General features: G+C 41.2%; 23 protein-coding genes and 1 other RNA gene. 17 read left to right on the top strand and 7 right to left on the bottom strand.

The window, feature by feature from the left end; all coding sequences use genetic code 11:
- Positions 1-234: 234 nt before the first annotated feature.
- The 8 genes from rpoN (at position 235) to eno (ending at position 9,137) form a co-directional block, all read left to right on the top strand.
- A complete protein-coding gene (gene rpoN, locus MKY17_RS26425; RefSeq protein ID WP_311607525.1) occupies positions 235-1,572 on the top strand; it encodes an RNA polymerase factor sigma-54 in 1,338 nt (445 codons plus the stop codon).
- Between the two features lie 14 nt (positions 1,573-1,586).
- Positions 1,587-1,829 carry a glutaredoxin family protein gene (locus tag MKY17_RS26420; RefSeq protein ID WP_260397945.1) on the top strand — a complete coding sequence of 81 codons (243 nt, stop codon included), beginning with the start codon at positions 1,587-1,589 and terminating at the stop codon, positions 1,827-1,829.
- Between the two features lie 139 nt (positions 1,830-1,968).
- Positions 1,969-3,003: a sugar-binding domain-containing protein gene (locus MKY17_RS26415; RefSeq protein ID WP_098371545.1), complete on the top strand. Its 1,035-nt coding sequence runs from the start codon at positions 1,969-1,971 to the stop codon at positions 3,001-3,003.
- 32 nt (positions 3,004-3,035) lie between these two features.
- Positions 3,036-4,043, top strand: coding sequence for a type I glyceraldehyde-3-phosphate dehydrogenase (gene gap / locus MKY17_RS26410; protein WP_076368241.1), 1,008 nt, complete (start codon positions 3,036-3,038; stop codon positions 4,041-4,043).
- Positions 4,044-4,290: 247 nt separating this feature from the next.
- Positions 4,291-5,475, top strand: a complete 1,185-nt coding sequence (locus tag MKY17_RS26405) for a phosphoglycerate kinase (RefSeq protein ID WP_098371544.1) — start codon at positions 4,291-4,293, stop codon at positions 5,473-5,475.
- A 46-nt stretch (positions 5,476-5,521) separates the two neighbouring features.
- Positions 5,522-6,283: a triose-phosphate isomerase gene (gene tpiA, locus MKY17_RS26400; protein WP_048688041.1), complete on the top strand. Its 762-nt coding sequence runs from the start codon at positions 5,522-5,524 to the stop codon at positions 6,281-6,283.
- The gene (gene gpmI / locus MKY17_RS26395; protein ID WP_098371543.1) at positions 6,276-7,811 is read left to right on the top strand and encodes a 2,3-bisphosphoglycerate-independent phosphoglycerate mutase; all 1,536 of its coding nucleotides are present in this window, start codon (positions 6,276-6,278) and stop codon (positions 7,809-7,811) included. Before tpiA ends, gpmI begins: the two co-directional genes overlap by 8 nt.
- Positions 7,812-7,841: 30 nt before the next feature.
- The gene (gene eno, locus MKY17_RS26390) at positions 7,842-9,137 is read left to right on the top strand and encodes a phosphopyruvate hydratase (protein ID WP_098371542.1); all 1,296 of its coding nucleotides are present in this window, start codon (positions 7,842-7,844) and stop codon (positions 9,135-9,137) included.
- A 189-nt stretch (positions 9,138-9,326) separates the two neighbouring features.
- Here eno and MKY17_RS26385 read toward each other — a convergent pair whose 3' ends face one another.
- Both MKY17_RS26385 and MKY17_RS26380 read right to left on the bottom strand, forming a co-directional pair.
- Positions 9,327-10,157: a M15 family metallopeptidase gene (locus MKY17_RS26385; protein ID WP_098371541.1), complete on the bottom strand. Its 831-nt coding sequence runs from the start codon at positions 10,155-10,157 to the stop codon at positions 9,327-9,329.
- A gap of 55 nt (positions 10,158-10,212) precedes the next feature.
- The gene (locus MKY17_RS26380) at positions 10,213-10,755 is read right to left on the bottom strand and encodes a hypothetical protein (protein ID WP_098371540.1); all 543 of its coding nucleotides are present in this window, start codon (positions 10,753-10,755) and stop codon (positions 10,213-10,215) included.
- A gap of 176 nt (positions 10,756-10,931) precedes the next feature.
- Between MKY17_RS26380 and secG the strand changes: the two genes are divergently transcribed.
- From secG to ssrA, 5 genes are all read left to right on the top strand, one after another.
- Positions 10,932-11,165, top strand: coding sequence for a preprotein translocase subunit SecG (secG, locus tag MKY17_RS26375; RefSeq protein WP_063233970.1), 234 nt, complete (start codon positions 10,932-10,934; stop codon positions 11,163-11,165).
- 140 nt (positions 11,166-11,305) lie between these two features.
- Entirely contained in the window at positions 11,306-12,052 is a 747-nt protein-coding gene (locus MKY17_RS26370) for a carboxylesterase (protein ID WP_098371539.1), read from the top strand.
- Between the two features lie 33 nt (positions 12,053-12,085).
- A complete protein-coding gene (rnr, locus tag MKY17_RS26365; RefSeq protein WP_098371538.1) occupies positions 12,086-14,443 on the top strand; it encodes a ribonuclease R in 2,358 nt (785 codons plus the stop codon).
- A gap of 68 nt (positions 14,444-14,511) precedes the next feature.
- Positions 14,512-14,979, top strand: a complete 468-nt coding sequence (smpB, locus tag MKY17_RS26360) for an SsrA-binding protein SmpB (protein ID WP_098371537.1) — start codon at positions 14,512-14,514, stop codon at positions 14,977-14,979.
- Between the two features lie 123 nt (positions 14,980-15,102).
- Positions 15,103-15,464, top strand: a transfer-messenger RNA (tmRNA) gene (gene ssrA, locus MKY17_RS26355).
- A gap of 445 nt (positions 15,465-15,909) precedes the next feature.
- Here the strand turns inward: ssrA and MKY17_RS26350 are convergent.
- On the bottom strand, positions 15,910-17,364 hold the full coding sequence (locus tag MKY17_RS26350) for a DHA2 family efflux MFS transporter permease subunit (protein ID WP_098371536.1): 1,455 nt from the start codon (positions 17,362-17,364) through the stop codon (positions 15,910-15,912).
- A 173-nt stretch (positions 17,365-17,537) separates the two neighbouring features.
- Here MKY17_RS26350 and MKY17_RS26345 point away from each other — a divergent pair, with 173 nt between their 5' ends.
- Positions 17,538-18,086, top strand: coding sequence for a TetR-like C-terminal domain-containing protein (locus MKY17_RS26345; RefSeq protein WP_098371535.1), 549 nt, complete (start codon positions 17,538-17,540; stop codon positions 18,084-18,086).
- 209 nt (positions 18,087-18,295) lie between these two features.
- On the opposite strand, the gene MKY17_RS26340 is transcribed toward MKY17_RS26345, so the two are convergent.
- A complete protein-coding gene (locus MKY17_RS26340; protein ID WP_098371534.1) occupies positions 18,296-18,478 on the bottom strand; it encodes a hypothetical protein in 183 nt (60 codons plus the stop codon).
- Between the two features lie 117 nt (positions 18,479-18,595).
- On the opposite strand from MKY17_RS26340, the gene MKY17_RS26335 reads away from it, so the two are divergent.
- Both MKY17_RS26335 and MKY17_RS26330 read left to right on the top strand, forming a co-directional pair.
- On the top strand, positions 18,596-19,237 hold the full coding sequence (locus MKY17_RS26335; protein ID WP_098371533.1) for an alpha/beta fold hydrolase: 642 nt from the start codon (positions 18,596-18,598) through the stop codon (positions 19,235-19,237).
- Between the two features lie 417 nt (positions 19,238-19,654).
- Positions 19,655-20,623: a nuclease-related domain-containing protein gene (locus tag MKY17_RS26330; RefSeq protein WP_098371532.1), complete on the top strand. Its 969-nt coding sequence runs from the start codon at positions 19,655-19,657 to the stop codon at positions 20,621-20,623.
- Positions 20,624-20,660: 37 nt separating this feature from the next.
- Here MKY17_RS26330 and MKY17_RS26325 read toward each other — a convergent pair whose 3' ends face one another.
- The 3 genes from MKY17_RS26325 to fdhF all read right to left on the bottom strand — a co-directional run bounded on the left by MKY17_RS26325 (position 20,661) and on the right by fdhF (position 25,288).
- Positions 20,661-21,710 (bottom strand): P-loop NTPase, encoded by a 1,050-nt coding sequence (locus MKY17_RS26325; protein WP_098371531.1) that lies wholly within the window; start codon positions 21,708-21,710, stop codon positions 20,661-20,663.
- Between the two features lie 143 nt (positions 21,711-21,853).
- Positions 21,854-22,330, bottom strand: coding sequence for a DUF1641 domain-containing protein (locus MKY17_RS26320; RefSeq protein WP_098371530.1), 477 nt, complete (start codon positions 22,328-22,330; stop codon positions 21,854-21,856).
- An 18-nt stretch (positions 22,331-22,348) separates the two neighbouring features.
- Entirely contained in the window at positions 22,349-25,288 is a 2,940-nt protein-coding gene (fdhF, locus tag MKY17_RS26315) for a formate dehydrogenase subunit alpha (protein ID WP_098371659.1), read from the bottom strand.
- Positions 25,289-25,621: 333 nt separating this feature from the next.
- Between fdhF and MKY17_RS26310 the strand changes: the two genes are divergently transcribed.
- Positions 25,622-25,984: a DUF2294 domain-containing protein gene (locus tag MKY17_RS26310; protein WP_076368224.1), complete on the top strand. Its 363-nt coding sequence runs from the start codon at positions 25,622-25,624 to the stop codon at positions 25,982-25,984.
- Positions 25,985-25,988 lie beyond the last annotated feature (4 nt).

The following is a 25,988-nucleotide window of genomic DNA, read 5'->3' as shown; positions in this document are numbered from 1 at the left end:
CGTTTTCCGTAATATTCCATCGAATCCTATGATGTTATTCCCGCCTTGGAAATATTACCCAACACTATTGAAAAATGGTGATTTTTCAATAAAAGTAGTTGTTAAATTTGCGTTTCTAACATATAGTATTTAAAACAAATAAACTATTCAGAAAAAATTCGTAAGCGTTTTCATGGGTTTTTGTGTAGAATTTTCTCCTGATAATGTAAAATGGAGTGGGGGAGGGATGAATCGATGAGTATGAATATGAAAGCAGGACTTTTTCAACAGCAAACATTAAAGATGGCAATGACCCAGGAGCTTATGCAAGCTATTACATTGCTGCAATACTCCTCGCAGGAGCTATCGGCTTTTCTAGAAAATAAAATGGTGGAGAATCCATTACTGTCCATAGATCAGCCAACATCTTCTATATTTCAGCCAACTTTTGACCGGAAAAAGGGTAAACGGACTCTTAAAAATACGTATGATGCCAACTATTGGATTGAACAGATCAGTGAAGATACTTTATCGCTTGAACAGCATATCATGTCCCAGGTGAATCACCAGCAGTTTTCAGGTGAGCAGCAGAAGGCAATGCTTCTATTAATTCATAACCTTGATGAAAACGGTTACTTGAGGACTCAACTGGATGATATATGCGTCCCAGGCATATCTCCGGCGGTTTTGGAAGAGAGTCTCTCGATATTACAGGAACTCGAGCCGCATGGCATTGGAGCGAGAAACCTTCAAGAGTGCCTTTTGCTTCAGGTGATAGCAGAGGGGGAGAACCTGCTTGCAGAATCGATCATAGAAAATCATTTCCTCGATTTTGCTGAAAAGCGTTGGAAAGACCTAAGTAAGAAAATCGGTGTTACAATGAAGGAGATTCAAGAAGTCTTTGATTATGTCCAGACGTTGAACCCGCGTCCGGCTTCACTCTTTTTTCAGGAAAAGCCTTCTTATATAGTGCCGGATGTGGTCGTGGAAGTTCGGGATGGCATGCTGCTTGTTGGGAATTATGATGGTAACACACCCAATCTTAATGTGGATAAAGGGTATTTAAACCGAATGAAGAGCCATAAGGATCAGGGAGTTCAACGGTTTATCCAGGATAAGTGGCAGGAATACCAATGGATCTCCAGAGGGATTCAACAAAGAAAAGAAACTATATTGAAGGTCATTCAGTGCATCGTCGAAAAACAGCCGGCGTGCTTTCATCATGGCCTGAACTATTTGAAGCCGATGACGATGAAAGAAATAGCTGACGAAATTGGTATACATGAGTCCACAGTAAGCCGGGCGGTTAAAGGGAAATACGTGCAGACACCATTTGGCACGATAGAGATGCGGATATTTTTCACTACTTCTTTACAGTCAGTCGGCCTTGATGAGGATATGTCGGGCATGCAAGCAAAAAAGAGCCTGCAGGCAGCCATCAATGGGGAAAATAAACAAAAGCCGCTTTCGGATCAAGACCTGGTAGAACGGTTGAAAGAGGAGCATGGAATTATCTTGGCACGCCGAACCGTTGCCAAATACCGTGAACAATTAGGGATCCCTTCTTCATCTAAACGAAAAAGATATGATTGAAAAGGATGAGTGGTTTGGAATCAAATGCGTTTGTTTTATATAGTAGGGATAAATGCCCGTTATGTGATAAAGCCAAGCGGGTACTTGAAGAAGTGAAGGCGGAGTCGGGCATAGGCTATAAGGAAATCGATATCCATACCGATGATGATTTGCTAGAAAAATTCGGGCTGATGATTCCTGTCGTAGAATGGAAAGATGATATCGTTCAATTCGGAAATGTTGATAAATCAGCTCTAAATAGGCTTTTGGAAAAATAATTTTTCAAATCATTTGAAGAAACATTCCGTTCCTGCTAGAATAAAATATGTAGCAGGAATATTTTTTTGTTTTAAGTGGGACAGAAAATGACTACGCGGGACATTAAATGTCCAACTTAACTTTTTGGGAGTTTTAAATATGCGTACATTACTCGAGGTACAAAGAAAATTATTACCAGATTTCCTTCTGGTTATGCAAAAAAGATATGATATCCTGCGTTATATCAAAATGATGCAGCCGGTTGGAAGGCGCAGTCTGTCCGTGAGCCTTAATTTGACAGAACGGACGCTTAGAGGCGAGGTTGATTTTCTGAAAAGTCAGAACCTGGTTAACATATTCAGCTCTGGCATGACGCTGACTGATGAAGGGATTGAAATCCTGGATAAGTTAGAAGGAATAATGCGTGAAGTAATGGGTATAGACATAATGGAACGGCAATTGCAGGATTTGTTACAAGTGGATGAGGTCATTATTGTCTCAGGAAATTGTGATGAGACCCCATGGGTGAAAAAAGAATTGGGTAAAGCTTGTGCAAACCGTATGAAACGGGAATGGAACTCAAAGAATATCATTGCGGTTACTGGCGGATCGACAATGGCCGAAGTGGCTAATTCGTTGTCACCTGATGAAGCGTCGAAGAAATTGATATTTGTCCCTGCCCGCGGGGGAATTGGTGAAGCAGTGCAGAATCAGGCCAATACGATTGTTGAAAAAATGGCACAGAAGGCACAGGCCTCATACAGAGTGTTATATGTACCCGATCAATTAAGCGGTGAGGTTTATGCTTCGTTTCAGAAGGAACCTGCAATTAAAGAAGTGATTTCCCAAATTAAATCTGCTGATATGATCATTCATGGAATCGGTGATGCCATGGCGATGGCAGAGAGAAGAAATTCTTCGCCTGAAATGTTAAAGAAGCTGTTAGATGGAAATGCTGTAGGAGAGGCGTTCGGTTATTATTACGATGAAAACGGCAAAGTTGTTCATAAAGTTTTGACAGTCGGCATCCAGTTAGATGATCTTAGCCCTGAAAAGCGAGTGATAACTGTGGCAGGTGGCAAAACTAAAGCAAAGGCTATCCGTTCCTACATGAAAGGCGCACCTTCATCAACCGTTTTGATCACGGATGAAGCGGCGGCACAAGAGTTAATTCAGGGGAATTACACCCCTTAATATATTTGCGAACTTAAAAGGAGGAATTTTTCATGGCAGTAAAAGTTGGTATTAATGGTTTTGGACGTATTGGACGTAATGTATTTCGTGCAGCATTGAGTAATCCTGGGGTAGAGATTGTTGCTATTAACGACTTAACGGATGCTAATATGTTAGCGCACCTTCTTCAATACGATACAATTCATGGATCTCTTAATGAAAAAGTAACAGTTGATGGGGATTACCTTGTTGTTGATGGTCACAAAGTAAAAGTATTGGCTGAACGTGATCCTGCACAATTAGCATGGGGTGAACTAGGAGTAGAAGTAGTTGTAGAATCTACAGGACGTTTCACTAAACGTGCGGATGCAGCTAAACATTTAGAAGCTGGCGCGAAAAAAGTAATCATCTCTGCTCCTGCATCTGATGAAGATATCACGATTGTCATGGGTGTAAATGAAGACAAATATGATGCAGCAAACCACCATGTAATCTCTAATGCTTCTTGTACAACGAACTGCTTGGCTCCATTTGCTAAAGTGCTTCATGAACAATTCGGAATCAAACGCGGTATGATGACTACTGTTCACTCTTATACAAATGATCAGCAAATCCTTGATTTGCCTCATAAAGATTACCGCCGTGCACGTGCAGCTGCCGAGAATATCATTCCTACAACAACTGGGGCAGCAAAAGCTGTTGCACTTGTCCTTCCTGAACTTAAAGGGAAATTGAATGGTATGGCAATGCGCGTACCTACTCCAAACGTTTCTGTTGTCGACCTTGTTGCAGAGCTTGAAAAAGACACAACAGTTGAAGAAGTTAATGCAGCTTTCAAAAAGGCTTCTGAAGGCGAATTAAAAGGAATTCTTGAGTACAGCGAACTTCCGTTAGTATCAACTGACTATAACGGTAACCCATCATCATCTACAATTGATGCCCTTTCCACAATGGTAATGGAAGGAAACATGGTTAAAGTATTATCTTGGTATGACAATGAAACAGGATATTCTAGCCGTGTTGTGGATTTGATCGACTATTTGGCTAAAAAAGGATTGTAATTAGAATAATAAAAAAACCTCACCAAGGTGAGGTTTTTTTTATCACACCTCTAAAAAAACTTGGCAGAAGATGATATTATTAGTAAGTCATTAATCAGTCAAGCGTTTACATTTCTTGTTTTTGGATAATTTCCTGGAAACCGACTATAATGAAAAAGAGAAAAGGGGAGTTGGGAAATTTACCCTCTCCCTTTTTGGCTAAAAGAATCAAAAATATGATAACAATATCTAAGGAGGTTCTTGGATTATGAATAAAAAGTCGATTAAAGATATTGAATTAAAGGGGAAACGCGTATTTTGCCGTGTTGATTTCAATGTGCCGATGCAGGACGGAAAGATTTCGGATGATACTAGAATCAAAGCAGCACTGCCGACGATTTCCTATCTGACAGAACAGGGAGCTAAAGTCATCTTAGCCAGCCACCTTGGCCGTCCTAAAGGACAAGTTGTTGAAGAATTGCGTCTAGCACCTGTTGCAAAAAGACTAAGCGAACTTAGTGGCAAAGACGTGCAAAAGGCAGAAGAAGCTTACGGAGAGACCGTGCAATCAATCATTGATAACATGCAAAATGGCGAGATCTTGTTGTTGGAAAACGTTCGTTTCTATCCAGGAGAAGAGAAGAACGATCAAGAATTGGCGAAGTCTTTTGCTGCACTGGCTGATGTTTATGTTAACGATGCATTCGGAGCTGCGCATCGTGCACATGCTTCAACTGAAGGAATAGCACACCATCTCCCAGCTGTTGCCGGATTGCTGATGGAAAAAGAGCTTTCTGTACTAGGAAAAGCCCTATCGAACCCGGAACGTCCTTTTACAGCTATAATTGGCGGAGCAAAAGTAAAGGATAAGATAGGCGTTATCGAAAACCTTTTAGAAAAAGTCGATCACTTGATCATTGGTGGTGGTCTGGGTTATACATTCATTAAAGCGCAAGGTCATGAAATCGGTAATTCTTTATTGGAAGAAGACAAAATAGAATTGGCCAAATCTTTCATCGAAAGTGCAAAAGAAAAAGGGGTAAAACTCCATTTGCCTATCGATGCAGTCGTAACGGCTGAATTTTCACCTGATGCAGAGGCAGAGAATGTCGATATCGATGCTATTCCACATGATAAAATGGCTCTTGATATCGGTCCAAAAACAAGTGATTTATTTGCGGATGTAATCAAAAGTTCTAAGCTAGTGATTTGGAATGGACCAATGGGTGTATTCGAGTTCGATAAATTTGCGAATGGAACGAGAACGGTTGCTAGTGCCTTGGCGGAAGCAAAAGATACGTACAGCATTGTAGGCGGAGGGGATTCAGCCGCAGCTGCAGAAAAGTTTGGCCTGGCTGAAAAGATGTCCCATATTTCAACTGGCGGCGGTGCATCTCTTGAGTTCATGGAAGGCAAAGAGTTGCCTGGCGTTGTGGCCTTGAACGATAAATAAGATCAATCCGTTACATATTTCAACTTTAGAAGGGATGAGAAACCAAATGCGTAAACCGATTATTGCAGGAAACTGGAAAATGAATAAAACACTATCTGAAGCGACTGCCTTTTTAGAAGAAGTGAGCAATTTGATTCCGAAGCAAGATGTAATTGATACGGTTGTATGTGCTCCAGCTTTATTTTTGGATCAGCTGGTTCAAGCAGCAAAAGGAACCGATGTGAAAATCGGGGCGCAGAACATGCACTTTGAAGAAAGCGGTGCTTTCACAGGCGAAATCAGCCCAATCGCATTGGCTGATCTTGGTGTATCCTACGTCATACTTGGTCATTCTGAGCGCCGGGAAATGTTCAACGAAACGGATGAAGCCGTTAATAAAAAAGCTCATGCCGCTTTTGCCCACCAGTTGACCCCGATCGTTTGCTGCGGTGAAACACTTGAGCAAAGGGAAGCTGGCGAAACGAATGATTTCGTAGGCAGTCAGATTGAAAAAGGCCTGGCAGGATTATCTGACGATCAATTGAAACAAGCCGTTATTGCTTATGAGCCGATTTGGGCGATTGGAACAGGAAAATCGTCATCTGCTCAAGATGCAAATGAAGTTTGTGCGCATATCCGCTCAGTTGTTGCCGACAAATTTTCAAATGAAGCAGCTGCAGCCATCCGAATTCAGTACGGTGGCAGTGTAAAACCTGAGAATATTAAAGAGTACATGGCACAACCTGATATAGACGGTGCGTTGGTTGGCGGTGCAAGCTTGAAATCCGATTCATTTTTACAATTGCTGGAGGCTGGTCACTATGAGTAAGTCGCCTGTGGCACTTATCATCTTAGACGGTTTTGGCTGCCGTAACGAAGAAAAGGGAAATGCTGTTTTTCATGCGAAAAAACCGAATTTTGACCGTTTTTGGGAACAGTATCCTCATTCCCATTTAACTGCAAGCGGGGAAGCGGTCGGCTTGCCTGCAGGTCAAATGGGGAACTCAGAAGTGGGGCATTTGAATATCGGGGCAGGACGGATCGTTTATCAAAGTCTGACCCGTGTGAACCTGGCTATCCGTGAAGGCGAGTTTGCACAAAACCCAACTTTGGTCGATGCCATGAGCTATACCAAAGAAAAAGGCACGGACCTTCATCTTTTCGGTCTTCTTTCAGATGGCGGCGTGCACAGTCATATTGATCATATGTATGCCCTGCTGAAATTGGCCGCAAAAGAAGGAGTTAAAAATGTATATGTACATGCATTCTTAGATGGCCGTGATGTCGGACCGAAAACGGCGCAGGGTTATATTAAGGAAGCGGAAGCGAAAATGAAGGAAATCGGTGTTGGTCAGTTTGCGACCATATCCGGAAGATATTATTCGATGGACCGTGATAAGCGCTGGGAACGTGTGGAGAAATCCTACCGTTCGATGGTGTATGGTGATGGCCCTGCTTACTCTTCTGCAATGGAATGTGTCGAGGATTCCTACGAACATGGTATATTTGACGAGTTCGTGATACCTTCAGTCATAACGGCGGAAGACGGTAAGCCGGTGGCGACGATTAAAGATGATGATGCCGTAATCTTTTATAACTTCCGTCCAGACCGGGCGATCCAGATTTCCAATACGTTCACGAATGAGGATTTTCGCTCATTTGACCGCGGTCCTGGACATCCAAAGCATCTCCATTTTGTCTGCTTGACACATTTTTCGGAAACAGTTGACGGATATGTTGCATTTAATCCGACAAATCTTGATAATACATTAGGGGAAGTACTTTCCCAAAACCAGCTAACCCAGCTTCGTATCGCTGAAACTGAAAAATATCCACATGTGACGTTTTTCATGAGCGGCGGACGTGAAGAGAAGTTTCCTGGTGAAGAGAGGATTTTAATTAATTCTCCGAAAGTCGCTACATATGATTTACAACCTGAAATGAGTGCTTATGAAGTGACGGATGCATTGGTGGAACAGATTGAGGCTGATCGTTTTGATGCCATTCTCTTGAATTTTGCCAACCCGGACATGGTTGGTCATTCAGGGATGCTAGAGCCTACCATTAAAGCGATTGAAACAGTGGATGAATGCCTAGGCAGGATTGTCGATTTAATCGTCTCAAAAGGCGGTACAGCAATCATTACCGCTGACCACGGAAATGCTGATGAAGTCGTAACGCTTGAAGGCAATCCCATGACAGCCCATACTACGAATCCCGTGCCTGTCATTATCACTAAAAATCAGGTAACATTAAGAACAGGTGGTATCTTAGGCGATTTAGCTCCAACGATGCTTGATTTGCTTGGAGTCGAAAAACCTGTTGAAATGACAGGGAAATCCCTATTATCTAAATAAAATTGTGATTAGGAAAAGGAGAGATTTATAATGCCGTACATCGAACATGTATATGCACGCGAAGTGCTAGATTCCCGTGGTAATCCAACAATAGAAGTAGAAATCCAAACAGAGTCCGGATACTTCGGACGTGCAATCGTACCATCAGGTGCTTCAACAGGGGAACACGAAGCGGTTGAGCTTCGTGACGGAGATAAATCTCGTTACCTGGGTAAAGGGGTACAAAAAGCAGTCGATAATGTAAATGATATCATTGCTGAAGCTGTCATCGGTTTGGATGTAACGAACCAAGCAGGCCTTGACCTTACTATGATTGAATTGGATGGCACTGAAAACAAAGGAAACCTGGGAGCTAATGCAATCCTTGGCGTGTCAATGGCTGCTGCCCATGCCGCTGCGGAATTTTCAGGTTTACCATTGTATCGTTACCTTGGAGGGTTCAATGCGAAACAACTTCCAACTCCAATGATGAACATCATTAACGGCGGATCACATGCCGATAACAATGTTGACTTCCAGGAATTCATGATCCTTCCTGTAGGCGCTCCTAGCTTCAAAGAAGCAGTTCGTATGGGTGCTGAAGTATTCCATGCATTGAAATCTGTCCTTTCTGCCAAAGGCTTGAATACGGCAGTCGGCGATGAAGGCGGCTTTGCGCCAAACCTTGGTTCAAACCGTGAAGCACTGCAAGTCATCATCGAGGCAATTGAAAAAGCTGGCTACAAAGCAGGCGAAGATATCTACCTTGGCATGGATGTAGCTTCATCTGAATTCTATAACAAAGAAACAGGCAAATATGATCTTGCAGGCGAAGGCCGCAATGGCGTTACATCCGAAGAAATGGTTGCTTTCTATGAAGAGCTAGTGAATGAGTTCCCTATTCTCTCCATCGAAGACGGCCTGGATGAAAATGACTGGGAAGGCCACAAACTTTTAACGGAACGCATCGGTTCTAAAGTTCAACTTGTTGGTGACGATCTTTTCGTAACGAACACGAAAAAATTGGCTGAAGGCATCGAAAAAGGCATCGGTAACTCCATCCTGATCAAAGTGAACCAAATTGGTACACTGACAGAAACGTTTGATGCAATCGAAATGGCTAAACGCGCAGGCTACACTGCAGTCGTTTCCCACCGTTCCGGTGAAACGGAAGATGCAACGATCGCTGATATTGCCGTTGCAACAAACGCAGGACAAATCAAAACTGGTTCAATGTCCCGTACAGACCGTATCGCTAAATATAACCAACTTCTTCGCATCGAAGACCAACTTGGTGACTTGGCTGTATATGGCGGCTTGAAATCTTTCTATAACTTGAAGAAGTAATTTTTTTGGGATTCCGCTTCTGACGAGAAGATGGATTCTGCACAGTAATTTCTTTTCACCTCCCATTCAATGTGAGAAACACATTGAATGGGAGGTTTTTTGCTTATAAAGTTAGCCGCAGAGCTGATAAAAGGATTTAATCAAACGTTTGATTAATATAAAAAAGGTGCCGCATCCGGGCACCTTTTTTTATTTATTCGATACAGCTTCCACTGGTACGGCATTATAGTATTCTTCTAATGTAATCTTCGCTTCAAAGATTTCAGTTGCGGTAGCCACACCAACATAACGGATGTGCCATGGTTCGTATTTATACCCTGTGATGTTTTCCTTGCCTTCAGGGTAGCGGATGATAAATCCGTATTCATGTGCATGTTCAGCAAGCCAGGCCGCTTCATTCGTATCACCGAAGCAGTCTTGTGCAGCGCATGCACCATCGTGGGTCGTGACATCAATCGCTAGGCCCGTTTCATGCTCGCTTGTCCCAGGCATTGCGCTGTAGGTTTTCGCTTTTTCTTCCCCGTCCTTAGCCACATAGTTATTAAAGACGGTGATTTGTGTTTGGTGTGAGCGGTATGCGGAAACGCCGGCGAAGTGCATGCTGTCTTTTTCGGCAGCTTGGAACATTTTTTCAAGAGCCTTCCCCGCTTCTTCGCGCATCATTCTTTTTTCGATTTTATCTTGAAAGATGAAATCCACTTTTGGGTAGATGAGGTCAGCGGGTTTATAATCTTCAGGAAGACTGTATTGTTTATTGACAAGTACAGGTATGCTTTCCGGATTGGCTAACGTCTGAAGGCCAGCCTGTGCGGGTTTAGCCGTTTCATCAACATCCACCTGGCGTTGGGCCGATTCTTTTGAATCATCATTCTTGTCGGTTTCTGTCTCCGTCTCCGTATCCTGGGAGCTCGGTTGTTCTTCTTTTTGCTCTTTTTCATGATCGCTTGTCAGGTCTGATGAACAGCCAGCCATCAGAATGAAAGATGATAGAGCGGTTGCTGCAAATATAGGTTTTAACATTTGAAAGGCCCCTTGCTTTTAATATAAGATTTCCAATAAAAGTAGTTTTGAAAAATTATCGTGATAAGTAATCCCTTGTTAATTCACTTTGATATTTATCTAGAAATAAGCCAATCCAGACGACCATCAATAAAAACGGATAATCATTACGAACTGCGGTTTGCACGACGGGATCAGACCAAAAGTTCGAAAGGAAACCAGATGACATCCTGATTGTCTCGAATGTGACAAGGGCGTGAAGCGATAACCAAAGAATCGTAAGGGTATTTGTCCCAAACCCAATGACCGCTGCTATGACGCTCAGCAAGGCGGCTGCTGCCCCGATCAGGAGGACATGGAAGTTGGATTGGAAAAAATCGGTACCGCTATTGGAAAGTCCATTATAAATAATAGCAGTAAAATAAACGGTTGTCGTGATATATGCAGCAAATAATAAGTATCGATTTCCGTGATACTTTGCCAGCAGCAATAAAATTGGTGATAGGATAATTAATAGGACACTGATAAGATTGCTTCCGCCTGTCCATAAAGAATAGCCGGCAACCGCCGAGAATAGGATGGTCAGGAGATCAAGAATCCGAAGTATGGACTTAAACATGTTGACACCTCTTTCTCTATTTATGCAAATTATCTCAAACTTTGTTTCAAAAAGAAATAAATGACTATGGGTTTTTAGGAATTCTTACCATCATAGTATAACAAAGATTGTGGATATTTATTGGGTGTGGTAAAGTTAAAGTAATTGTTTATTGGTTCTTCAGGAGGTGTAATTGCATGCATGCATTTCTCATAACGCTTTTAGTGATTGTCAGTATCGCCCTCATTGTGACGGTATTGCTTCAATCAGGTAAGAGTGCAGGTTTATCGGGTGCGATTGCCGGCGGTGCTGAGCAGCTATTCGGAAAGCAAAAGGCACGCGGTTTGGACCTAGTTTTACATCGTGCAACGATAGTATTGGCGATTTTATTCTTTGCTTTAACTTTACTTGTTGCTTTCTTTGATGTGTAATGGATCAAAAATGAGTCTAGCTAATTAGCTAGGCTTTTTTCTTTGCACAATAGTTGCATGAATAGATATAGTGATTTTAGTACTTAATTATAGGATAGGGATATTTTGAATTCTATTTACTGATAAAGGAGTTTGAAGTCATGAAAATCAAGCTGCAGCAGCCCTTTACTTTTGAAGGCGGAAAAAGGGCTGTCTTACTTTTACATGGATTTACGGGAAATTCGGCGGATGTACGGATGCTGGGCCGTTACTTGGAGAAACAGGGATACACCTGCCACGCCCCGCACTATAAAGGGCATGGCGTTCCGCCAGAAGAACTGGTGAAAACGGGTCCGGAAGATTGGTGGAAAGATGTCATGATGGCCTATGATTTTCTGAAAAGCAAAGGCCATGAAGAAATTGCTGTTGCCGGACTCTCATTAGGAGGCGTATTTTCTCTTAAATTAGGTTACACTGTACCTATAAAGGGTATCGTATCAATGTGTGCGCCTATGCATATTAAAAGTGAAGAAATGATGTTTAAAGGAGTATTGGAGTACGCCAGAGAATTTAAGAAGTATGAAGGGAAAACTCAAGAGCAAATAGAGCTTGAAATGGACCTCCTTGCCGATAAACCGATGAATACATTGAAAGCCCTTCAGGAATTGATAACGGATGTAAGAGAGCACGTCGACCTTATTTACGCTCCGACATTTGTCGTGCAGGGCCGGCATGATGATGTTATCAATCCAAAAAGTGCCGATATTATTATTGATTCCATTGAATCACCGGTCAAACGAATCAAGTGGTATGAAGAATCCGGCCATGTCATAACACTTGATAAAGAAAAAGACCAGTTGCATGAAGATGTATTGGAATTTTTAGAAAGTCTGGATTGGTCCGAATAACAAATTTATTATACCCTGAATAGGAGGGTTTTCATGGAAGATAACATTCAAGAACATATTAATAAGCTTCTGACATACATGACGGATGAAGCGTATAAGCCGTTAACGGTACAAGAACTGGAAGAGGCTTTGAAAATCGAAGACTCGGCAGATTTCAAGAATTTCGTTAAGGCTTTAGTAAAAATGGAAGAAAAAGGATTGGTAGTCAGAACGAGAAGCAATCGTTACGGCCTGCCGCAAAAAATGAATTTGTTCCGCGGTAAATTAACGGGACATGCAAAGGGATTCGCATTTGTGACACCTGACGATAACCCAGGAATGGATGATATTTTCATTCCGCCAAATGAAACGGGCACAGCGATGCATGGAGATGTCGTCATGGTACGAGTGTCTTCGGAAACATCGGGCTCAAGGCAAGAAGGCACGGTCATCAGAATACTTGAACGCGGAATTACACAAGTGGTCGGTACATACTCCGAAAGTAAAAGTTTTGGTTTCGTCATCCCTGATGATAAAAAAATCGCAAGCGATATCTTCATCCCACAGCACGCTTCACATGGCGCGGTAGAGGGCCATAAGGTTGTCGTCAAGCTTACTTCCTATCCTGAAGGACGCATAAGTGCTGAAGGCGAAGTCATTGAGATTCTGGGGCATAAAAATGACCCTGGCGTGGATATTCTTTCCGTGATCCACAAATATGGTTTGCCGATGGAGTTCCCGGAAGACGTAATGGAGCAAGCCAATGCCGTTTCGGATACCATTCAAGAAAGTGAAATTGGCAGCCGCAGGGATTTGCGCAATGATGTTTTGGTCACAATTGATGGTGCGGATGCAAAGGACCTGGATGACGCCGTCACTGTTTCTAAACTTGAAAATGGCAATTACAAGCTAGGTGTTCATATTGCTGATGTCAGCCATTATGTGGAGGAAGGATCTCCAATCGATAAGGAAGCTTTGGAAAGAGGGACGAGCGTATATTTGGTGGACAGGGTCATTCCAATGATCCCGCATCGTTTATCGAATGGCATTTGTTCCTTGAACCCACAAGTCGATCGTTTTACACTCTCTTGTGAAATGGAAATCACGCCAGATGGCAAAGTCGTCAATCATGAGATTTTTGAAAGTGTCATTAAGACGACGGAACGTATGACATATGGCAATGTGAACAAAATCCTTGTGGATAAAGATGAAGAACAGCTCGAACGCTATGAAGCGTTGGTGCCAATGTTCCAGGACATGGAGAAGTTAGCGGCCATCCTTCGTAAAAACCGGATGAACCGCGGTGCGATCGACTTTGATTTCAATGAAGCGAGAGTCATCGTTGATGAAGAGGGCCATCCGACTGATGTGGTTTTACGTGAAAGGTCGGTTGCGGAAAAGCTGATTGAAGAGTTCATGCTTGCGGCAAATGAAACCGTTGCAGAGCATTTTCACCGTCTTGACGTTCCGTTCATCTACCGTATTCATGAAGATCCAAAGCCGGAAAAACTGCAGCGTTTCTTCGAATTCATTACGAATTTCGGATATATTGTACGGGGATCGGCCAATGACGTCCATCCTAAGGCGTTACAGGAAATCATTGAGGCAGTTGCCGGTAAACCGGAAGAAACGGTCATTTCAACCGTCATGCTTCGTTCCATGCAACAGGCGAAATATGATCCGGAGAGCTTAGGTCACTTTGGTTTATCTGCTGAGTTTTATACACATTTCACATCGCCGATTCGCCGTTACCCGGATTTGATCGTGCACAGGTTGATCAGGACCTACTTGGTGGAAGGTAAAATGGATGAAGCTACGAAGGAGAAATGGAATGCCAATTTACCTGAGATTGCCGATCATACATCGAAACGTGAACGTCGCTCAGTCGATGCTGAACGGGAAACGGATGATCTGAAGAAAGCGGAATATATGCTGGATAAAATTGGCGAAGAATATACCGGGATCATTGGTTCGGTTACGAATTTCGGGATGTTTGTCGAGTTGCCTAACACCATTGAAGGACTTGTCCATGTCAGCTTCATGACAGATGATTATTACCGCTTCGATGAGCGTCAGCTTGCAATGATCGGGGAGCGTACCGGTAATGTGTTCCGGATTGGCGATGAGATCGACGTACGTGTTTCCAACGTTAATAAAGAGGAACGCGCAATCGATTTTGAAATCATCGGCATGAAGGTAAGCCGTCCGCGTCCATCTGGCGAGAAGAAAATATTCAAAGCCAATTCAGGTGAACGCAAACGCGGCCGAGGCGGCAATGGGGGACGTAAGGAAGGAAAAGGCGGCGACCGTAATGGAGATTCGGCTTCTTCTGGAAGAAAATCGAAAAATAAGAAAAAATTCTTTGAAAATGCGCCAGCTGCCAAGCGCAAGAGAAAACCAAAAAAGAGATAAAGATTCAGGCGTGGGGATGATCATTTCATCCTCTCGCCGCGATTGGATGTAAAAAAGGGGAGAGTTAGATGCCAAAAGGCTCAGGTAAACAACTAGCACAAAATAAAAAAGCTTATCATGATTTTTTTATTGAACAAACGTTTGAAGCGGGAATCGTTTTAAAAGGGACCGAAATCAAAGCAATCCGTGCGGCCCGAGTGAATTTGAAGGATGCCTTTGCTAAAATAGAAAATGGTGAAATTTATCTTCATAATATGCATGTCAGCCCTTATGAGCAGGGAAACCAGTTTAACCATGACCCGTTGCGGACACGGAAGCTTCTTTTGCATAAGAAAGAAATCAGTAAACTGATCGGTGAAACAAAGGAAACAGGTTACACCATCGTCCCGTTGAAAATGTATTTAAAGAATGGCTTTGCCAAAATTTTAATCGGACTTGGAAAAGGGAAGAAACAATATGACAAGCGTGATGACCTTAAGAAGAAGGAAGCGAAGCGTGATATTGAACGTGCTTTCCGTGATCGTCAGAAGATGTAAAACTGCCAAGACCTTACAATTGATTTTTTGGACCAATCTGTTATAATTAATCCTGTACCGATGACAATTGAATATCAGCCAACTTGCTGACTATTCTTCTCTCGTACGCTCCATTTCTATCATGGGGACGTTACGGATTCGACAGGGATAGTTCGAGCTTAAGTTGCGAGTCGAGGGGATCGGCCTCGTTAAAACGTCAACGCCTATAACTGGCAAACAAAACAACAACCTAGCTTTCGCTGCTTAATAACAGTCGATAGCTGTTCCTCCCTCCATGGCCCACGTGGTAGGGTAAGGGACTCACTCTAAGTGGGATACGCCGGAATCCACCGTCTGAGGATGAAGGAAGAGACCAATCAGACTAGCTGCTCTGCCGCCTGTCGATAGGCTAATGAGTTCGCGAAATGCGAATATATCGACTACACTCGTAGAAGCTTAAGTGCCGTTATGTCTGGACGTGGGTTCGACTCCCACCGTCTCCACCAATACATATATTGGTGGTTTTTTATTTTATATAACAGGAAGCGTAACCTTTTCATAAAATGCAGGGTTATGCTTCCTTTTTTGTTGTGCAATAATATGCTTCCACAAAGTTAACGTTACCTCACTTATTGTGGTTTTATAAAAAAGATTGATAATTTATAATAAAGCAACACTTATTAGGATAGCGTCAGGAAAATGCGGATTTACAACGTTAAGAAAGTTTTAATGGCTTTTAAAGAGTCTAGGGTGATCATTTTCTCTGAATTAATCCCGTAAATTAATATGATCCCATCCTAAAGTAGATATATGATGTAAAAGTCACCATTAAAATTACCTAACCCGAGATGAATGATATGGAATTGCAATATCTGAAAAATAACAAAGCATATCTGAGATTTCTCAGATATGCTTTCATTTTAAATACATTAAATAATAATGTTGACTATTTTAGTTATGTGATTCACTTTCGTATTTTTGAATGGCTACTTTTTTAGGCATTAAACATGCAAAAATTAATGCTACAAAAGATACAAATAACATAAATACATAGGCGTCACTTGAGCTGAAGATAGAAGATAATTTCGCTAGTTGTATAGCTGAAATGTCTCCATTTTCAATGGATAACTGAGAAGCATGCGAAGTTGCTTGAATTGTATACACTGTGATGATAACTGCTGTTCCTATAGCACCTGCTAATTGGCGAATGGTATTATTTACTGCTGAACCATGTGAACCCAATTCTCTGGGTAAAGCATTCAGCCCTGCTGTATTTAAAGGCATCGAAATGAAATTTAATCCAATTCGTAAAATAATGGTACGAACCATTAAATACATATAAGTTGTGGATTCGGTCAAATCAATTGCACCCCACATCGTAATAATGATAAATACTAAACCTGTAATAAAGAGTGGTTTCGCCCCGTATTTATCATACATTTTACCTGTGACAGGTGATAAGAAGGCATTAATCACGGCTCCAGGTAATAGAAGTAGACCTGATTCAAATGCGGTAAAACCTCGTCCATTTTGCAAGTAAATTGGTAAAAGAATTAGATCGGCATACATAATCATCGTAATGAGTATGTTAATGACTGAGGTAAGAGTGAAAATTTTATACTTAAATACGGATAAGTTTAATAATGGATCGTTAGACTTTATTTGACGTAAACAGAATAGAGTTGTAACGATTATTCCGATGATGATTGTTGTAATAACAACTGGATGTGTCCATCCTTTGCTTCCTGCACTACTAAATCCAAATAAAATACAACCAAAGCCAATCATTGATAAAATGACACTTACGATATCTAATTTTGCTTTTGTTGTGTCTGCAACATTCATTAAATATTTAATAGCAAGAATAATGACGATTAATACGAGTGGAGTTAATCCAATAAATAGCCATCTCCATGATACATATTCAATGATAAAGCCAGATATTGTTGGAGCGATGGCTGGGGCAAAAATTATGGCAAAGCCGATAGTTCCCATAATACTTCCACGCTTTTCACTCGGGTATAAATACAAAATAACCGTCATCATTAGTGGCATAATAATTCCTGCCCCAATTGCTTGAATCATTCTTCCTGTTAACAGAATGCTAAAGTTCATGGCACAGGCACATAGCACAGTCCCCATGAACAAAAAGAACATCGAGCTAATAAACAGCTGCCTTGTTGTAAAACGTTTCATTAAAAACGCAGTAATCGGCACTAAAATACCGTTTACGAGCATAAAGCCTGTTGATAGCCATTGTACAGTTGCGGCCGTAACATGAAATACCTCCATAAAATTACTCATTGCTACATTTAATAGTGTTTGATTTAATGTTGATAAAAAACAGCCAGCAATCAGGACCATTAATAAGATTTTTTTATTTTTTTCCGCTATTTCCTTCTGCATTAATAAACTCCTTTATTCTAGGCTTAAATTATCGACACCGTGTCGATAAAATCAATAGTAACAAGATATATATTCTTTGACCATGAACAGTTTTTTTTAAAATGTTCACTACTCGACATAAAACATATATGATGTTGAGAAAGTCAAAGGAAAATCTATAAAGGGGGTTAAAAATGTCTACACCTAAAAAAGAAGATCCTCGTACAATTCGTTCAAGAGAAATGTTTAAAAATGCCGTCTTTTCTCTTTTATGTGAGGACCCCACCATTTCAAACTTAACGGTTCAGAAAGTCGTAGCCAAAGCAGAATTAAATCGGACAACATTTTACTTACATTATCAAGATATTCAAGATTTACTAACGCAAATCACCAACGAGATTTCAAATGAGCTTTCTAATAAAATTGTTGATTTAATACATGCAAAAGATTTATCAGAAAAACAAAAACTAACACAATTTCTTGATTATTTATATATCCATCGAAATTATTTACTTATTATATTTAAAATGAATCAATTTGAGGAGCAATTGTTTTTATTTTTAAAGCAACTAGTAGAAACAAGAAGAAAGAATACCAAAAAGGATTTACCTGCTGACTATGTCGCGGTTGATATTAAAACAGCTTCATTGGTAGGCATCATCATGTGGTGGATAACGAAGGGGCTTCATTTTAGTTCAGATTATATTGCAAATCAAATTTATTTAATGTACAAAGTGCAATGATTCTAAATCATTCATCCATATTGTTAATAAACATTGGAATCAGTAAATGATGAAAATTAAAAGGACCATTAAAGTTATTCTCTTACAAGTAAGAGTGTAAAGTAGGAACAAGTAACGAATAAAGCCCAATTCCTCAATTTTAATGCTGAGAAATTGGGCTTTTTATATTGGCATTTCCTTTAACGTTGTAAATCCGCATTTTCCTGACGCTACTCCTTATTAGAAAAATCCTTAGGTTCTTTAAAAAAGTTAGATGCAATGCAACAAACTATTCGAGTAATAAGAACACTAAATGATAACACTTTATTTGCATTTTCAAACTGTATAATATCTGTAATCATATTAAGCATAATTAGTCCCCAAACAAAAAGGCGAAGTAGTTTTTCTCTTATTTACCAGTTAAATACCAGCTGTAACCAGTGTTACAAAAAGTTGCCGGTTGTTTCACCCTCCAAAATGTATGACAATTAATGTAACAAAAAAGCAGACAAACACATAGGAGGGAAATAATGAAAAATAAGAGATTGTTACTTTCAATAATTGCATGCATGGCCATTATTTTTTCTGTTGTTACTATTCAGCCTTCTGATTCCAAAGCACAGACAAACAGCCATGATCCAGTTATCTTCATTCACGGAGCCGGCGGTAATAGCGGAAACTTTAACAGCATTAAGAATTACCTGAAAACACAAGGCTGGTCCGATAATGAACTATATGCCATCGAAATGGTGGATAAATCGGGTAATAGCTTGAATAATGCAAGACAGCTAGCTCCTTATGTAGATGAAGTGTTAAAGAAAACAGGAAAGAGTAAGGTTGATATTATTGGACACAGCGCGGGAGGCATCAATACCTTGACTTATATTCTCCTCAATGGCGGCGGAAGCAAGGTAAACGATGTGGTGACGTTGGGTTCTCCAAACAAATTTGTAACATCGAAAGCTCCCGTAGGTACAGATCCTACCCGTAAAATCCGTTATACTTCGATTTACAGTACCAACGACTATGTTGTACCCACTTCGCTTTCAATTCTTCAGGGAGCGAAAAACGTTCAAATTAGCGGTGTAGACCACGTGGGAATGCTCTGGAACAGTAAAGTCAACGAGCTGATTAAAGAAGGATTGAATGGCGGAGGGACAAATACAAATTAACAAAAGATTCTTATCTTGAACTTAGTTTTTTTAGCAATATTAAACACATACCGCCTAATGCTTTACTAGAATGTTAATCGAAGCCAGAACAAATAACAATAATCTATAAGCATGTAGCACAAAGAAGATGATTTCCTGTATTTAATAGGGGTCATCTTCTTTAAGTTCCATTGATATCTGAAATTGTTATAGTACGTCAGCTATGTAGGACGGACTTGTTAAGCAGGTCCGTTATTGGTCGATATATCAAATAAATTGTAGATAAATAGATGTTTTCGTAGAAATAACTCAATTTTCGTAGATATATCCCGAATTTCGAAGATAAACTACATTTCGAAAGAAAATGCTGCTACCAATTAAAGGAATATCACTTGTTATGTAGAATCAATTGTAAGAAACCTAGATTGGAGTGATAAAATGATTGTAAAAGAACGAAAAGTTCCTCTTTCTATCCTTAAATTACGAGCCTTGGCGCACAGGCTTCCTCAGTCCCATCCTAAAATCCCCTCAATAATGAATGAACTCAAAAAAAGAGAAGCGGGTTTTAAAGGGGAAAGTGCAATTGATTTTCCTTTAAGTTTTCTTGAACCGAAAAACTATTTCATCTTCCACGATTTAAGGTTACAGGATCAATCCCGATTTTTTCAAATGGATACCTTATTAGTATCCAAAAAATTTGCCCTTATTATAGAAGTGAAGAATATAGCTGGTTCAATCTACTTTGATCCACATTTCAATCAACTCATTCGAAAGAAAGAAGGAAAAGAAACGGCATTTCCAGATCCTATTATTCAAGTCAGCCGCCAGGAATCACAGTTAAAGAATTGGTTCTTGAAAAATGGATTTTCAGCGCTGCCCATTCTTTCTTTGGTTGTTATTAGTAATCCACAAACAATCATACGTACGTCTCCTGAAAACCGTAAACTACACTACAAAGTAATCCATCGCGACATGCTTCCCTCTAATATTAATAGGATAGAACAATCTATTAAAAATCCAACATTTTGTGAAAAAGAATTGAAAAAAATAATTCGGGTAATAAATAGGAATCATATCGAAGCAGATTTTTCTGTCTTGGAACGTTATACCCTCAAGCCGGGGGAACTTATCAAAGGAGTCATATGTGAGAATTGCAAGGAGAGCCCGTTATTAAGAAGACATGGTACATGGTTTTGCGACAATTGCCAACTATTAAGTAAGGATGCTCATATCCAAGCATTACAAGATTATTTTTTCCTTATCAGATCGACTATAACCAATCGTCAATTGAGGGAGTTTTTACTTGTTTCATCTTCTGCTAGTGCTACGAGAATATTGCAATCATTGAATCTAACAAGTAGTGGGGCGAATAAGGGGAGAGTATACAGCTTGTCTTTTAATGAGTAAAAAAGAGGCCGACTCTTAAGAGTCAACCTCTGTACAATTATGCTTGATTGATAATATCTTCTGCTAAAGATGTAAAGGTTTCTCCAATGTACGATTCTTCATCAAAGACAGAGGCGTCGTTATTTTCTTTGCGGTTTGAGAATGGGATGGTAGAGATTACTTCAGTTTCAAGTCGTTGTGCCAAAATGGCCCCGCCGCCTTTTCCAAACAGGTAATTCCTCGATCCGTCCTGTTCTTCAAAATAAGCCATGTTCTCAATAACACCCAAGATTTCATGTTGGGTATGTTTGGCCATTGCACCTGCTCTTGAGGCGACAAAAGAGGCGACATTATGCGGCGTAGTAACAACAATTTCCTTAGCTTGAGGGATCATAGCCGCTACGTCGATGGCTACGTCTCCAGTTCCAGGAGGTAAATCAAGCAGCAAGTAATCCAGTTCTCCCCAATGCGTGTTCACAAGGAAGTTTTTTATCCATTTATTAAGCATAGGTCCCCGCCACATAACAGGATTATCATCTGCTGCAAAAAATCCCATGGACATGACCTTAACACCATGACTGACAACGGGAATGACGGTTTGGTCAATCATCGTTGGTTTTTGGCTAATCGCCATCATTGCAGGGACACTGAAGCCATATATATCAGCATCTAAAATGCCCACACGTTTGCCCATTCGTGCTAAAGAGACTGCGAGATTAATCGTAACAGTTGATTTTCCAACGCCTCCTTTACCGCTTGTCACGGCAATGAAGGTCACACCTGAATCAGGGCGAAGCATATTAGGCATACCCGTTTCAGTGGTTGCATTGCTTTTTAGTAATTTCGTCAAGGCTTCTCGTTCTTCTTTAGTCATCGAGCCAAATTGTAAAGACACAGTCGAAGCACCGATGGCTTTCAGTGAGTTTTCAATATCTTCCTGAATCTTCGCTTTTAAAGGACAGCCTTGAATGGTTAACACCACTTCTAACTGGATATGGGTACCTTCGATTTTGATATTTCTAACCATATTCAACTCTACAATACTTTTATGCAATTCAGGATCTTCGACATGTTTCAAAGCATCCATGACTTTTTCATGTGTTAGCATTTCATCCATCCTTTTGTTTTCAATATAGTCGTGCATGATAGAAAAAAGACTCAAAAGAAGGTTGAACTTCTTTTAAGTCTTAATCTATTTGTTGAGAGAAAGCTTACTTTTGGGGATAGTCACTTGTAAAAAAGGTTCTAAATCTATTCTTTTAATTCCTTGCCCATTCCCTTTAGGAAGTGGACGCCAAAACCGATCGCCCGGTTTATGTCTGGGTCATTCAATGTTTTCATTAAATCCAAAACTCCGATCTTCTTATCGGTCTGAAGGAATTTGTTTCCTTCATCGATTCCTGCAAGTGCACTGTTTAGCAGTTTCGTGGATTGTGCGGCATCGGCGTTCATCAAGGCTCCTGTTGCCCCCATAAGGGTATTGATTAGGTTTGTGACAGGTTGCCTTGTGATTTGTTGAAGAGCGATTTTTGCAATTTGTTCTTTTCCTTGAAGCATGGAGGTCGCGGCTTCGAATACTCCCGAGTCATTCAGTTCATTGACGATTTTAAACATATTGTTTAATGCATCTTCATTATCGGTGATCAGCGTTTTCAGTTCTTCGAGTTTTTGTAGCTTTATTTCTTCCTCAGTAATGGGATTATGGATTTCCGTAATAGGAGCTGCCATGATCTTCACCCTCCTTGTTTATTTATCCGTTAAGTGAACATACCCTGGACGGGCCCACTTACGTTCAACCTCGACACCATTTTGAGGGTGACGTTTTTTGTTCCTTGGATTGGTACCCGGTAATGGGATGTCTCCGCTTGCGCTTAATACTTCCATGCGGACCATCGTCTGTTTGTAGGCAGGCGTGCTTGTGCGTTGATCATAGATAGGACCAGTCAGGAAGTTGATGGCAGAGTCTTTATCGACTGAGTTCATCGGTAAAAATAGCTCATTATTTTTCACACGGTCTGTGATCAGGGCTTTTAATTTAACGGCTCCGAATGGGGACACTAAGCGAACGAGTCCGCCATCACCGACTTTACGTTCTTTTGCAAGTTCTGGTGATATCTCAACGAAAATATCAGGTACTTTCGATTGGATTCCATTGGATTTGTTCGTCATATTGCCTTCATGGAAATGCTCCAGCATGCGTCCATTATTGATATGAAGGTCATATTCTTCCGGGAATTTATGGGGTTCCACCCAGTCAGCCAGAGCAAAGCGCGCTTTCTTATCAGGAAAGTTGAAGCCATCCACATAAAGAAGCGGCGTGTTTGAGCCATCATGGCTTCCCCAGAGGAAGCTGTTCCATCCTTCCAGCACCTCGTAATTCGCTTGGCTGAATATCGGTGACAGGCTTGCCATTTCATCATAGATTTCACTAGGGTGAGTGTAGTTCCAATTTGCACCTAAGCGATTGGCGATCTCTTGAGTGATTTCCCAGTCCGCTTTAGAATCTCCTATAGTGGGAAGGGCTTTATATAAACGCTGTACACGGCGCTCAGTATTGGTGAACGTTCCGTCTTTTTCAAGAGATGGAGCTCCGGGTAATACCACGTCGGCATATTGGGCTGTCCTTGAAAGGAAAATATCCTGTACAACAAAGAAATCCAATCCGGATAATACTTTATCAACATGGTTTGCATCCGCGTCAACAAGTGCCATATCTTCTCCGACAAGATACATGGCCTTCATGTCGCCTTTTTCTATCGCTTTAAGCATTTCAATATTGTTCAAGCCAGGTTTGCCATCGATTTTCACTCCATAAGCTTTTTCGAATTTAGCACGTGCCACGTCATCGGTAACATGCTGATATCCTGGAAGCCATGTTGGAAGGGTACCCATATCGCAAGCGCCCTGTACATTGTTATGGCCGCGAAGCGGATAAGCTCCCGCTCCTGGACGACGGTAGTTACCCGTAGCCAATAGCAAGTTGGAAATTGCCGCTGAAGTATCGGAAGCACCGGTGTTTTGTGTAACGCCCATTCCCCAGAGAATGCATGTTCCGTCTGCATCGCGAATGGTCTCAGCTATTTGGATCAATGTTTCTTTTGAAATACCTGTGTGTGTTTCTGCATATTCCAAGGAATATTTCTTAAGAACTTCTTTATAATCTTCGAAGAAGTTAACATTTTCATGGATGAATTCTTGATCATGCCAGCCTTGATCGATCATATATTTTGTAACCGCCATCAACCAAACTTGGTCTGTTCCTTGTTTTGGACTGATATGGATGTCGGAGCGCTCGGCCATTTCGTTTTTGCGGATGTCAGCTACGATCAGTTTTTGTCCGTGAAGCTTGTGTGCCCGTTTTACGCGTGTCGCCAGTACGGGATGGCCTTCTGCAGGGTTAGCCCCAACGATGATGACAAGACCTGCTGCGGCGATATCTTTAATCGTACCAGCATCTCCGCCCATGCCGACTGTACGGAACAGTCCGTCTGTTGCCGGGGATTGGCAGTAACGCGAGCAATTGTCGACGTTATTCGTTTCGAACATTTGCCGTGCCAGTTTTTGAATCACATAGTTTTCTTCATTCGTGATCTTTGATGAGGAAATGAAGCCTACTGAATTCCCGCCGTATTGCTGTTTGATCGAACCAAGTCTGGATGCAACTAAATCAAGTGCTTCATCCCAGCTTGATTCAACGAATCTACCATTTTTCCGAATCAGGGGCTTGGTCAAACGTTTTTCCGAGTTTACGAAGTCCCAACCGAATTTCCCTTTGACACATGTGGATATCGCATTGACGGGTGCTTCATGAGTAGGTTGGACTTTAAGAATTTTACGGCCTTTTGTCCAGACTTCGAATGTGCATCCTACCCCACAGAACGTGCAGACCGTTTTTGTCTTCTTCGTCCGTGTATCACGCATTGCCGCTTCAATCTCCGAAATGGCAAAAATTCCGCTGTATCCAGGTTCCACTTCTTTGACAAGGTCAATCATTGGTTCAAGCATATCGTTTTTCAAACCTGACATGAAGCCTGCCTCACCCAGCATCGATTTTTCCATTAATGCATTGCATGGACAAATGGTTACACACTGTCCGCAGCCTACACAAGATGAGTTATTGATTTCCGTTCCTTCATCCCAGATTACCCGGGGGCGTTCCGCTTCCCAGTCGATGGACAGCGTCTCGTTGACCTGAAGGTTTTGGCAGACTTCGACACATTGACCGCATGCGATGCATTGATTGGCATCATAGCGGTAAAATGGATGGGACATATCGACGGCACTCAATTCCACTTTAGGTGTGTAAGGATATTTTTGGTGTTCAATTTCCATTAATTCCGCTGTGTTATGCAGTTTGCAATTTCCGTTATTATTATCACATACAGTACAGTATAAAGAATGGTTTTCCAGGATCCGGTCCATGGCTTCGGTTTGGGCTTCTTTTGCCTTGCTTGAGTCCAAGGCAATATCCATGCCGCCCGCTGCTTTTGTCGAACATGATCGGACGAGTTCCCCATTAACTTCGACGATACATGTGTCGCATGTTTGGATCGGATCCACTTCAGGAACATAACAAATCTGTGGATGAGCTATCTCATTTTGGTTGATGACCTCCAGTATTGTCGCTCCTTCATTAGCGGTATAATCCTTCCCATTGATTTTGATGGTGATGTTTGAATCGCTCATTATATTTCCCCCTTTTATAGCCAAAAACACGAAAAAAACCACCATGATCACACCTCCGGCTCTGAACGGAAATGTAGGTCATGGTGGAATAGTTTAATAGCAAAGCTTGCCAATATACCAATCCATACCATAATGGATAATTTTTAAAAAAGATAGGACACAACAGTACACTATTATGCTCCCAACTTTCCTCTTTGATATTATACCTTTAATTTTAACAAGAAACAATCCTGGAAAGAGGTTATCATTCCCAAATTCCTTTCGTTTTTCTCCGCGTTGATTTATGATAAGAAAATTGAGAACTTAATTTTCTTGAATTGGAGTGACGTAACGGTGTCAAAAGTTATCCATGAATTCAATGATATGATTCGTAAGCTGCGCAAGGAACTATTCGGTAAAGGACCAGAACGCATACACACGGTTTTCGTGGAAAATATGGCCGTTTCTACGTTATATGGGAATTTGACTCCTACGGAAATGTTCATATCAAGATCGGAGGAAGGAAGGGACATGGTCCATTCTGCACGTACCAAAATGGTTCAGGATGTGTATTCGGAGAGTCCTCCTGATGGAATGGAAGAACTGGTTGGAGCTAAACTGGTCCATTTGTTTTCAGATATCAAAATTAAAGAGAACATAGCGATTTCCGTATTCGTATTTGATAAGGATATAGCGGACAAACTCAACGGGCATTGACCAT

This window comes from Peribacillus sp. FSL P2-0133 (assembly GCF_037975445.1).
GTDB classification, from domain to species: Bacteria; Bacillota; Bacilli; order Bacillales; family DSM-1321; genus Peribacillus; species Peribacillus simplex_E.
This window is presented reverse-complemented; position numbering and strand designations above follow the sequence as displayed.